10 protein-coding genes are annotated in these 12,196 nt (G+C 31.7%); 5 read left to right on the top strand and 5 right to left on the bottom strand.

What is annotated here, in order from left to right; translation table 11 throughout:
* The first annotated feature begins 52 nt into the window (after window positions 1-52).
* Window positions 53-901, top strand: a complete 849-nt coding sequence (locus ACKI32_RS00905; protein ID WP_407412797.1) for a methanogenesis marker 8 protein — start codon at window positions 53-55, stop codon at window positions 899-901.
* A 70-nt stretch (window positions 902-971) separates the two neighbouring features.
* On the opposite strand, the gene thiI is transcribed toward ACKI32_RS00905, so the two are convergent.
* Window positions 972-2,126, bottom strand: coding sequence for a tRNA uracil 4-sulfurtransferase ThiI (gene thiI / locus ACKI32_RS00910; RefSeq protein WP_407412798.1), 1,155 nt, complete (start codon window positions 2,124-2,126; stop codon window positions 972-974).
* A gap of 300 nt (window positions 2,127-2,426) precedes the next feature.
* On the opposite strand from thiI, the gene ACKI32_RS00915 reads away from it, so the two are divergent.
* Complete coding sequence (locus tag ACKI32_RS00915) at window positions 2,427-3,143, top strand: UPF0280 family protein (protein WP_407412799.1); 717 nt, start codon at window positions 2,427-2,429, stop codon at window positions 3,141-3,143.
* On the opposite strand, the gene ACKI32_RS00920 is transcribed toward ACKI32_RS00915, so the two are convergent.
* Window positions 3,138-4,334, bottom strand: a complete 1,197-nt coding sequence (locus tag ACKI32_RS00920; protein ID WP_407412800.1) for a trans-sulfuration enzyme family protein — start codon at window positions 4,332-4,334, stop codon at window positions 3,138-3,140. The two genes, ACKI32_RS00915 and ACKI32_RS00920, sit on opposite strands and share 6 nt — an antisense overlap.
* 184 nt (window positions 4,335-4,518) lie before the next feature.
* Between ACKI32_RS00920 and ACKI32_RS00925 the strand changes: the two genes are divergently transcribed.
* On the top strand, window positions 4,519-5,526 hold the full coding sequence (locus ACKI32_RS00925) for a DsrE/DsrF/DrsH-like family protein (RefSeq protein ID WP_407412801.1): 1,008 nt from the start codon (window positions 4,519-4,521) through the stop codon (window positions 5,524-5,526).
* 43 nt (window positions 5,527-5,569) lie between these two features.
* Here the strand turns inward: ACKI32_RS00925 and ACKI32_RS00930 are convergent, their stop codons facing one another.
* The 3 genes from ACKI32_RS00930 to ACKI32_RS00940 are packed head-to-tail and all read right to left on the bottom strand — an operon-like array spanning window position 5,570 to window position 7,900.
* Window positions 5,570-6,355 carry a carbon-nitrogen hydrolase family protein gene (locus ACKI32_RS00930; RefSeq protein ID WP_407412802.1) on the bottom strand — a complete coding sequence of 262 codons (786 nt, stop codon included), beginning with the start codon at window positions 6,353-6,355 and terminating at the stop codon, window positions 5,570-5,572.
* Complete coding sequence (locus ACKI32_RS00935; protein ID WP_296847127.1) at window positions 6,356-6,556, bottom strand: MoaD/ThiS family protein; 201 nt, start codon at window positions 6,554-6,556, stop codon at window positions 6,356-6,358.
* A 9-nt stretch (window positions 6,557-6,565) separates the two neighbouring features.
* Window positions 6,566-7,900: a GMC family oxidoreductase N-terminal domain-containing protein gene (locus ACKI32_RS00940; RefSeq protein ID WP_407412803.1), complete on the bottom strand. Its 1,335-nt coding sequence runs from the start codon at window positions 7,898-7,900 to the stop codon at window positions 6,566-6,568.
* Window positions 7,901-8,259: 359 nt separating this feature from the next.
* Between ACKI32_RS00940 and ACKI32_RS00945 the strand changes: the two genes are divergently transcribed.
* The gene (locus tag ACKI32_RS00945) at window positions 8,260-9,276 is read left to right on the top strand and encodes a 7-cyano-7-deazaguanine synthase (RefSeq protein WP_407412804.1); all 1,017 of its coding nucleotides are present in this window, start codon (window positions 8,260-8,262) and stop codon (window positions 9,274-9,276) included.
* Window positions 9,277-10,047: 771 nt separating this feature from the next.
* Window positions 10,048-12,096, top strand: a complete 2,049-nt coding sequence (locus ACKI32_RS00950) for a heavy metal translocating P-type ATPase (protein WP_407412805.1) — start codon at window positions 10,048-10,050, stop codon at window positions 12,094-12,096.
* The last annotated feature ends 100 nt before the right edge of the window (window positions 12,097-12,196 follow it).

Genomic DNA, 12,196 nt, shown 5'->3' on the forward strand with positions numbered 1-12,196 from the left:
CAAAAAAGTAAACTCAAAATCTGAAAAATGTAATGTTGTTCAAGGTGAAACTATGGCAAAAGACTATCATGTAATCGAAGCGTTAGGTAAAACAGAAGTAGTAATAGAAAATGGAGAAGTAACCTCAGTTGGAGAACCCCTTGTTGATTTCTGCCCTATTTTTTATAAAATTGATGGTGCTGAACATCTAACTAAAGATTTCATAAAATGGAATATGGAAAAAAGAATCCGGGAATTTGGAATGTGCACACCTCAAAGAGTAGTGAAAATGAAAGATTTCATGAGCTTTGGAATATCTGAAATTCTAAGAACAAACATTGAATTAGGATTAATTGACTGTGTTGTTGGCGTGTGCGAAGGTGTTGGAACATTACTGATGACCGAACCGGAAATTATTCAGGGAGTAGGTGGTCGAGTATCGGCACTTATTAGCACTACACCCATACCGGAAGTTATTGAACAAGTTGGAATCGAAAATGTATTAAATCCCAAAACAGCTGATTTAAACCCTATTAAAGGATTGGAAATGGCAATTGAAAGAGGCTATAAGAATATTGCAATTACCATTCTGCCATCAAAATCAATTGAAGAAATCGGCCAATATCCTTTGCCCGATGGTGTAAATACATATATGTTTGTAGCACACACCACAAATGCAAGTCTAAAAGAAGTGGAAACTGCATTCAAATACTGTGAAGTCATTACTGCATGTTCATCCAAAAACGTTAGAGATTACGCTGAAAAAGAAAAATCATACTATTCCGGCTCCAAGGTTCCCATTATTGCAATTACTGAAAAGGGCAGGGAATTCTTAGACAATAGGCTTGAGAAAATTGGTAAACCACTGACAACCAATGATTATCCAATGAACAAAGAGGAACATTCCAAACCATTAGTTTAAAAAAAAATAGTGAAAGAGGAATTAAATGAATATCCTCTCTTTATTATTTCCAAAAATAAATATTAGAGATTCAATCGAGTCTCCTAATATTTTCATATGCCTTTTGAATATATTCATCTTGGTTCATGTCTTTACATGCTTTTTTTGAAAAATCTAAATCTGCATGTGTTTGCGGATATCTTGGAACTGCACTACATCCCCCATCATCAATTTCAGATATTTTAAATGTCCCAATATCCTTTGCAATAGCTGTGATTTCTTCTTTATCCAATCCAATTAATGGAGATAATATCGGTATGTCCACGCCATATCTTGTTACTAAAATATTGGGCAATGTTTGTGATGCAACCTGACCAACACTGCTTCCATCAACAATAGCATTGGCCCCCAATTCTGTTGCTAACTTTTCTGCTATTTTATACATTCCAGATTTACATAAAACACAAGTCATTCTCTCCGGAGCTTTAGCTTTAGCAGTTTGAAGATATTCACCATAGTCCACAACTCTTTTTTTGATAGGTGATCCTTTTGCATATGTGTTTAATTGATCAACCAATAAATTAAAGTTTTCAGTTACTTTTGGACCTGAAAATGGATTATTGTTAAAGTGAAGCGCTATGACCTCACAACCACGTTTCATCATCAGATATGCCGCCACTGGTGAGTCAATACCACTTGAAATTAATGCAACAACCTTTCCCTGTGTTCCAAGAGGCAAACCTCCAGGGCCTCTGATTTTTTCATGGAAAATATAGGTATCATCTTCTCTAACTTCAACAAAAATTGTTAAATCCGGATTTGTCAAATCAACCGGAGCAGATACGACATTTCTTACAACTTTTCCACAATATGCACCCATTTCCTGTGAGGTAAAGTCATGATTTCCTACACGCCTGCATTTGATTGCAAATTTGGTGTTCTCATCAATGAGATTTTCTTTAATTAACTCTTTGACATATTCAGTTAAATCTTTTTCAATATCTTCATATGTTGTTTTAGTTGATACTACAGGAGAATATGATACTACACCAAACACATGATTTAATTTTTCTATTCCCTCATCAAAGTTTTTTGGATGAATATATATTCTACCCTGATTTCTTTCAACTTTACATTCAAATGTTGCTTTAATATTCTTAACAAGTCTTTTTTCAAAACGTGCCCTTATTTTAGAGCTTTTTACACCTATTTCACCATATCGTGCTAGTATTAAATCATAATTCATTCAAACACTCTCTAATTTTGATATATGCTGAAAATTAATAGCAATCCCTTCAATACTAGTTAAAACATAACAGCAAGTATAACATATAAAATTTGATTTTATATAAATGTTTTTATAAGATTAATTAAAGAACAAAAAGAATTTGTTCAAAATTATAACACTTCAATATCTCTGAAAGGTTTAATTAAAGCAAAAAGTGATTTTAAAATTTTTTAATGAATTATAAGCTCAAAATAGTTTATTTTCATTTAATTCCCATAAGAAAATTATTTATAATAATAACAATTGTAATATATGATTATGCATTTTGAAGAAATTAATTTAGACGAAACACATATTCGTCTTACAACGGATTTGAAAAATCAAGAATTGAAAAAACATATCTATAAACTAAGATATTATTTAAAAGACCATATCTCTAAAAATCAGGATTTTTTACTGTCTTTAAACCCAATTAAACCATATGATGAGGATTTACATCCAATTGTTGAAAAAATGTACTATTCATCAAACTGTGCAGATGTTGGACCTATGGCATGTGTTGCAGGAACGATTTCTGAAATGTCACTAAATTATCTAATTGAAAACGAATCGAAATATTCAATTGTTGAAAATGGTGGAGACATTGCCCTAATTAATGATGAAAAATTAATTTGTGGAATTTTTTCAAATAATGAAATTTTAGGAAACAAAATAGGTTTTGAAATAAAAGCTAGAAAAAAACCATTAGGCATTTGCACATCTTCTGGCAAAATAGGTCATTCTATTAGTTTCGGTAAATCAGACAGTGTTACTGTAATTAGCAAAAGCCCATCTATTGGTGATGGACTTGCAACAAGAATAGCTAATGATGTTATGGGTGAAACATCAGAAGATAAAGTTTTCAATGCTTTAGAAACAGCAGAAAGGTTTAAAGAATATTACCAAGGTGTTTTAATAATATCCCAAGACAATGTGGGAACAATTGGGAAAATCCCAAAAATTGTAGAAACACCGGAATTCAAGGTTAAATTATAATAATTCAGATTTTTCTAATGCTTGACGCAAGTCTTCTATAATATCTTCAACATCCTCTATACCTACCGAAAACCTAAAGAACCCATTGTTAAATTCTTCAGGATATAAGTATTGTCTTTCATCATCTTCACCAATGAATACAATTAAACTTTCATCATGCCCCAATGAAACTGCAGAGGTAATTATTTTTAAATAGCTTACAAATTCATTGTGTTTATCATGATCTGCATTAAGACCAAATGCAATCATTCCCCCATAACCATTAAACATTTGTTTTTTAGCAATTTCATGCCCTTTATTAGATTTCAATCCCGGATAAGAAACAAAACTCACTTTTTCTTGTGATTCCAACCATTCAGCTACTTTTTGTGCATTTTCATTGTGAGCTTTCATTCTTAAAGGAAGAGTTACAGATCCCCTCATAATCAACCATGCATTAAATGGACTTATTGTTGCTCCCAGATTGACTTGGGCCTGTTCACGAATCGGGTCAAGCAATTCTTTTTTATTTGCGATGATTGCACCACCCATTGAGTCCCCATGCCCATTAATGTATTTAGTTAAACTTTCAATTACATAATCGGCGCCTAATTCTAGGGGACGTTGATTGAATGGTGATGCAAATGTATTATCAACGGATAGAAGTGCACCACATTCATGTGCAATTTTTGCAATTTCCGCGATATCTGATATTCCTATTGTCGGGTTTCCGGGAGTTTCAATATGGACCAATTTTGTATTTGGTTTAATCACTTTTCTAATCTCCTCTAAATCCGTTGTATCGACAATTGTAGTATCTACTTTAAATTTATTATTGAATAATTCATTCAAAAGTCTATATGCTGCAATATATGTTACATTTGAAAATACAACATGATCGCCGGATGACAAAATTGAAAAAAACAATCCAGATAACGCTCCTACGCCGCTTGCAAGAACAATTGCATCTTCCCCATTTTCAAGGTTGGCTATTTTTTCTTCAAGATATTTCTGATTAGAACCTCCATTTCGAGTGTATAAAATCTTATCTGCACTACTCCAATTAATGTTTGTCGGATCATAAGGCAATTCATAACTGTTTCCCATGGTTATGGGGCGTTTAATTGCATTTGTTTCACTGTCAACATCATTTCCTGTATGTACTGCACGAGTTTGAAATCCTAATTCTTTTCCATATTTTCTTTTTGACATATTATTTTACCTAAAATTTAATTATGGATTATATTAAAAATTACCAGTATATAACTATTGTTATATTTTGACAAAAATATTTAAATAGTACTTTCACAATATTAGAATTGATGAAAAAATAACGATTGTTATAATTTTATAATATCTTTTTCATTGCTCGGGCGAAATTAAGGAAGTGATGAAAATGACAAAATCAATCAATACCAAAGAATTATTGGAAAAAAATACAGAAGAAATTCAAATAATCGATGTAAGAGACAGTGAAGAATTAATTTTAGGAAAAATTGAAAATTCAATTAATATTCCAAAATCAGAGCTATCATTCAATCTTGATAAAATTGACAAAACAAAAGAAATAATCGTATACTGTAAGACTGGTGAGAGAAGCGACAAAATAACTGATGAATTAAATTCTTTAGGTTACGAAGCATATAGTCTTGAAGGCGGTTTTAAAAAATATCAAGAACATATTGGAGGATTAAAAGCTATTGAACTTGATGTAAAAGGCCAAATGTGTCCAGGACCAATAATTAAAATTGCTGATACAATTAATGAAATTCAAAACGGACAGAAAATATATGTTGAATCGGATGAAGACGCATTTGCATCAGACATTAAAATATGGTGTGAAAGAACTGGAAATAAATTAGAATCACTGATTATTGAAAATAACATTATAAAAGCAACTATCATAAAACAAAACCTACCTGAAATTCCAAAGGATGATGATAAAACATTTGTAGTGTTTAGTGGAGATCTGGATAAAACAATAGCTGCATTTATTATTGCAAATGGAGCGGCATCAATGGGAAGAAACGTGACAATGTTTTTCACATTCTGGGGATTGAATATATTGAGAAAACCTGAGAAAGTAAGTGTTAAAAAAACGTTGATTGAAAAAGCATTCGGGTTTATGATGCCAAGAGGGACAAAAAAATTAGGGTTGTCTCGAATGAACATGCTCGGATTTGGTCCAAAAATGATACGCTCAATTATGGATCAAAAAGGAATATTGTCACTTGAAGAGTTAATAGAAAGTGCAAAAAGCCATGGAGTTCGTATTGTAGCATGTCAAATGTCAATGGATATCATGGGAATACACCAAGAAGAATTAATCGATGGGGTCGAACTGGGAGGTGTTGCAACCTTCATAGGCTCTGGTGAAAAAAGTGATATGAGCTTATTTATTTAAAGCAAATGTATAAAATCTCATAGTACATGCAATTGTCTTTAAATTAATCATACATTTCTTTTCTAATGAATGGAATATAATTCTTATTATTTGATTTGTCCAAATCAACATTCGCATAAAGTATTTCTTCATCATCACTTGCAACAGCCAGTGTATCTCCATTGACATCACAAACAATGGACTGGCCATTAAATTCCATTTCATCTTCAATGCCCACACGATTGCACATTGCAATTATTACATTATTTTGGAATGACTGGACTTTAATTTCCCATTTAAATAACTCTTCAGGTTCATCTGCAGTGTTGGCGGTAGGTATTAAAATTAATTGAGCACCTTTAAGTGTTAATGTTCGGATACTTTCAGGAAAATGTCTGTCAAAGCAGATTGCAATGCCAATCTTTCCAAACTTGGTTTCAAATACATTGAACCCATCATCAGATGGATCATAATAGCTTTCCTCAAAGAATTTTTCAGCTTGTTTAATATGAACCATCTTTTGTTTACCTATTATATTTCCATGGTTATCAATTAAAAAAGACATGTCATATGAATTATTATTTTCTAAGACATATAGATTAGGGGCAGCAAAAATATCATATTTAAAACAAGCTTCTTGGATTCTTTTAATGTAATGTGAATCTTGTGTTATTAAATAATTTTCTACATCAATATTTTCGTATTGGGGAAAAAATGGAGTTAAATGTATTTCTGGAAACAGAATTAAATCCACTTTGTTTTCACTAGCAACCCTAATCGAATTAATTGTTTTTTTCAAATTTTCATCAATATCTTCAGATATTTTCATTTGGGCCAAAGCTATTTTCATTTATCCTCCATAGATTATCTGAATCAAATTTATTTCATCACCATCATGGATTACACTATCTTCAATTGCCAACTCGCCATTTTGCTTAGCAACAATCGTTTGGCTAGACTGGTTCAATTCATCCAACAGGTTTTTTATTGTATAATTTTCTTTTAATTGCCTTATCTCATCAATATCTTTAAATTTTAATTTAAATTCCACATTATCACCTTAAATATTGCTATTTACAATCTTTGCTACTTTTTTGGCTATTGCAACTATTGTTAAAATCGGAGGCCTTCCCGGAGCTTCAGGTATTACACTGGCATCTGAAACGTATAATCCTTTGATTTCGGTTTCGAAATTATTGTCTACAACTTCACCTACTGCAGCAGTTCCCCCAGGATGTGCTCCTTTAAGAGAAGTTGCAACAATAGATCTTTCATCAACACCCAATTTTAGAAGTATTTTAACAGCTTTCTCATATCCTTCTTTGATTAAATCAGCATCGACTTTCGTTAGTGTCTTTTCAATATTTCCATTATTATCTATTGTTCCGATACATGTGTCTGCAAATTTAAGCATGATTCCAATGACATCACTTTCATTAGCTTTTATGCCTTTTTCTTTCATTAACGGAAGTAACTGCATGGAATAATGTGGTGATAAAAAATATGGTCCGAATTCAGCTTTAATACCCATCATCAATTCATTTTTTAAATTTGCATCTTTTAGATATCCTCCAATTGTTGTGAATATATCAAAGAATATTTGACCTCCGACATTTTTTATTCGTGAATTTTTTAATATTATTGGGGTGTTCAATGCTCCTGCAGCTACGACAACTTTCTTTGCTTTAAATATTTGTTTTTCATTGTTTTCATTTATTCCAACAACACCTGCTACCTGACCCTTTTCATGTAGTATTTCAATCACATTTAATCCTGTTATCAATTTAGCTCCATATTCCTGAGCTTCTTTGATGAAGTATGTCGCATCCCATTTTGCATCAAACATGCATCCGTTTACGCATTTTCCACAAAATCTGCATTTTTCAAAGTTGATGAACTTTGGCATTGGTTCTACGACATATCCTAAATTGTTTCCTGCATCAGCAATCAGTTTTGTTGCATGTCCCCATGATTTTTTGGGGAAATATCTGACATTTAGTTCCCCACTGGCTTCTAAGAGTTCTTCAAAAATATCTAAGTTTTTATCTTCAAACTGTTGCATTATTGAGTTTGTATAACACCCGCTGCATGAAAAACATGCATTTCCAATTGAGGAAGTTGTTGTTCCTCCGACTTCTTCAATGTTGGTTAAAGTTAATGGCCATGTTAAGAATTCATATTTTTGTTTATCCTCATTTGAAAGGTTATTTTTCAGATGAATTTCTTTATTTTTCATGTATTTAACATAGTTTCCATCACTTTGTTTTCGCCCTTTATCTAATATAAGGACATTTCGTCCGTTTAAAGATAAATCTTTAGCGACTGTTGCTCCTCCGGCACCCGTTCCTATTACAATAACATCGTAAATTTCAATACCTCCAAATTTTATTAACAATTGTTATATTATTCTTTAAATGTTTAAATATTTTCTGTTGGACTGTGAAAAAAATTCAAAAAATATTTATACAATAATTTACATTACTAACTTTATGGAAAAAAATAACTATTGTTATATAGTTTAATTTCGAAGGGATTCTATTTTTTCCATGTTCTCGGGCGTGTATAAAAGTCTTAAGAATAAAAATAAATTTTTAAGCAACTGGTTTCATAAAATCTCTAACCATTAGGAGAAACACATCATTAACGAGCAATAACTCCTTAATATCTAACTATTAATCAACTTCTTAAAGCTCGTTAATAAAAAGAGCATCATTTGATGCTCTTTAAATTTAAAACTTAAAGATGCGTGATAGAATGAATTTAGAAGAGAAAATAGAAATCGTGGAAGAAATTTTAAAAGATAAGAAAGTTGCTATAGGTTTTTCAGGAGGTGCTGATTCGACACTAATAGCTTACTTATCATCAAAGGTTGCAAAAGATACACTGGCCATTACTATTGATAACCATCTGTTGCCAACAGGTTTTGTTGAAAATACTCAAAAACTATCTAAATCATTTGGAATCAAACATGAAATAATTGACATTGATTTTTATAAAAAAGAATATTTTTTATCAAACGATTCAAAAAGATGCTATAACTGCCGTAATTTAATGTACAGTGAAATTGAAAAACTTGCCCAAAAAGAAGGGTTTGATTTTATATGTGATGGCAATAACATTAGTGATTTGGTTATTGACAGACCAGGAATTCTTGTAACTTATAAAAAAGGATTCAATACTCCGTTTATTGAAGCGAAATTAACCTCCAAAGAAATTCATGAGTATTTAAATAAAAATGATATTCCATATTCTAGATCAACCACTTGCCTTGCAACAAGAATTCCAACCAATACAAAAACCACTGAAGAAAAAATTAAAAGAATTCGTGACTGTGAAGACTATATCTACAATAACACTAACTGTGAAATTGTTAAAGTTAGAGATTTGGAAAAATTTGGTATATGTGAAGTAGACAACATTAATGAAATAATAAAAAAGGATAGATTTAAACTAATTAACAACAAATTAAAACAAAAAGGTTTTAAGAAAGTTGCTTTAAATTTATCACCAATCGATGATGATGAATACATAGCCATAGAATATGACAACGGATCATTTAAATACAAACTACCATTTACAATAAATATTGAAAATACCAAAAAACAATTTGAAAATGAAAAATTTATTGACCTCGAAGATAGAATAGATAGCGAAAAAACTACTATTTTTGAAGATGGATTAATAATCGGACGAGGATTTAAAAATTATGATGATGCATTATTTAATTTTATGGAAATACTGCCAAAACTAAGAAGAAATATAAGTGACTAATTTCACTTATCATTCCATGCAATATTGTTTCCAATAATTTAAAATTTAAATTAATTACAATTAATCAACAACATTAAATTTTATCAGTTAGTGTAGAGAGAAAGTAGTAAAAATATCACATGAGTTTTCATATAATAATCTAGTTTTAATGTAATCAGTAATTCCCATAGTCATCATTTCCAATATCTTTATTATATTATTTATTATATTTTTTATATAAAATATTTATGGGGTTAGAAAAATTACTGGTGAAGTGTGGATGAAAATATTTAATTACATGGAGTTTCAAAAAAAAGTAGTGTAGAGAGAACATAAGTATGACAACTATCGCATGCCCTTTCATACTCTTCCTCTCCAAAAATTATATTAGTTAATTAATATTTTAAATTTCAAGATATATATTAATAGCTATTTTTCTTTTCATTTAACAGTTGGTTTTACATTAACAACAATGATTTTTTCAATATTGGATTCCAATATCGGACGGGAAATTATTTTTGGAATTAATGTTGATATTCAATTAGTAATACATAGTATATAAATGAACTCAAAAAAAGTAATACTTTTATATACTTCAAATTGCAAAATTATAATTAGTAATACTGAGTATATAAATGAACTCAAAAAAAGTAATACTTTTTGGCTGTTTGGTAGTTACTGAATTTAATTTTTTAAGACATTGCAAAATTTTGGCAAACTCTTGAAAAAATTTTTGAGTAATACTGAGTATTTAAATGAATTCAAAAAAAGTAATACTTTGAGGTGTTTTATATGATTGATGAAATAACTGATTTCCTATTTGGATTAAAAATGACTATTATTTCTGGCATATTCCTTTTGATAGCAGTTATTTTCATGATATTCGGAATTGATGTTCCAATTTATTTAAACCCTGCATGGGGGACAGTAATTATAAGTGGTATCCCAATGCTGCTTCTGGCAATGACCAGACTGATTCGTGAAAAATGGATTTCATCTGCGCTTTTGATTGCAATAGCAATGGTGGCATCACTTCTAATAGGTGAGATATTCGCAGCGGGTGAAGTAGCATGGATTATGGCATTGGGAGCACTCTTGGAAGACTGGACTGTCGAGAGAGCTAAAAAAGGTTTAAGAAATTTGATTAATTTAACTCCACAAACTGGAAGAAGAATAATCAATGGAACTGAAGAAATAATTCCAGTAGATGAAATAAAAATTGGTGATACTTTAAGAATTCTTCCGGGTGAAAGCGTACCCGTTGATGGTGAAATTATAAACGGCACTTCATCACTTGACCAGTCAATCATGACTGGAGAATCCCTTCCAATTGATAAGGAAGTTGGTGATGAAGTATTCTGTGGTACTATGAACCTGTATGGTGCCATTGACATTAAAGCAACCAGTTTAGGTGAAAATTCTTCACTTCAAAAATTGATTAATCTTGTAAAAGCCGCTGATGAAAAGCAGGCCCCAACACAAAGGATAGCGGATAAATGGGCGACATGGCTGGTTCCTGTTGCACTTGCAATTGCAATTGCCGCATGGCTTGTGACAGGAAACATCGAAAGAGGAGTTACTGTTCTTGTTGTATTCTGTCCATGCGCATTGATTCTGGCAACACCAACTGCAATCATGGCAGCTATCGGTCAGGCCACAAAATATGGGGTGCTCATCAAATCCGGTGAAGCACTGGAAACATTAGGTGGTTTAAATACTTTGGTATTCGATAAAACTGGTACTTTAACTTACGGTAATTTAGAAGTTTCTGATGTTATCTCCCTTAGGGATGATTTGCCTAGTGAGGATTTACTTAAAATTGTTGCCTCATGTGAGAAACTAAGTGAACATCCTTTAGCCAAAGCGATTGTTAAAAATGCAAAAGAAGCTCAGATTGATATTGAAGAACCACAGGATTTTAAAATGTATCCCGGAAAGGGTGTTACATGTACAAATTCTTATGGTAAGGTATATGCAGGAAACTCCAAATTTCTCTCAGAATATAATATTGATGTTGATGTTGATTGTCAATTAGACAGATTAAAACATGAAGGAAAAGCTTCAATAATAGTTGCATTGAACGGTAAGGTTATCGGATTAATTGGTTTGTCTGATGTGATTCGTGAAGATTCCAAAGACATGATTGAAAAATTGCATGACCTTGGAACCGAAACCATATTGCTTACTGGAGATAACTCAGAAACTGCTAATTACTTTGCCGGGCAGGTAGGAATCGGTAAAGTATTTGGCAATTTACTTCCTGAAGAAAAACTTTCATGGATTGAAAAGCTTAAAAGTGAAGGCAGAAAGGTATGTATGATTGGAGATGGTGTGAATGATGCACCGGCACTTAAAACAGCTGATGTCAGCGTGGCCATGGGATCAGTTGGAAGTGATGTTGCGATTGAAGCGGCTGATATCGCACTTTTAGGTGATGATATAGGAAAGATTCCATATCTTAAAAAACTGTCTAATTCCACATTGTTTACAATCAAAGCGAATATTGCAATGTCAATGACAATAAATGCAGCAGCTATCGTCTGCTCTGTATTGGGTCTTTTAAATCCAGTAACTGGAGCGATTGTTCACAATGCAGGATCATGTTTAGTAGTTCTAAATGCTGCACTGCTCTATGACAGGCATTTTGATGATTCAATTAAAAAAATCGATACTGCACATACTGAACATTCACATTATCACTTCCACGATGACGGCGAACATACTCACTCCCACGAAGGTGTTAAAATCATTGACGAAATCATTACAGATAATGGAATTAAGCATATGCATGCTCACAAGCACTCAATAACAAGACAAAGTTGTGAACTTCATCACAACTAACTTTTTCTTTTTAAGATTACTTAACATTAACATCACCCATTTGAAATTCAAAGATAAGTTTGAAAAGGCTCATGATATATCAAAGTTGAATTAAATTTGA

The organism is Methanobrevibacter sp. (assembly GCF_045611865.1).
Taxonomy (GTDB): Archaea; Methanobacteriota; Methanobacteria; order Methanobacteriales; family Methanobacteriaceae; genus Methanocatella.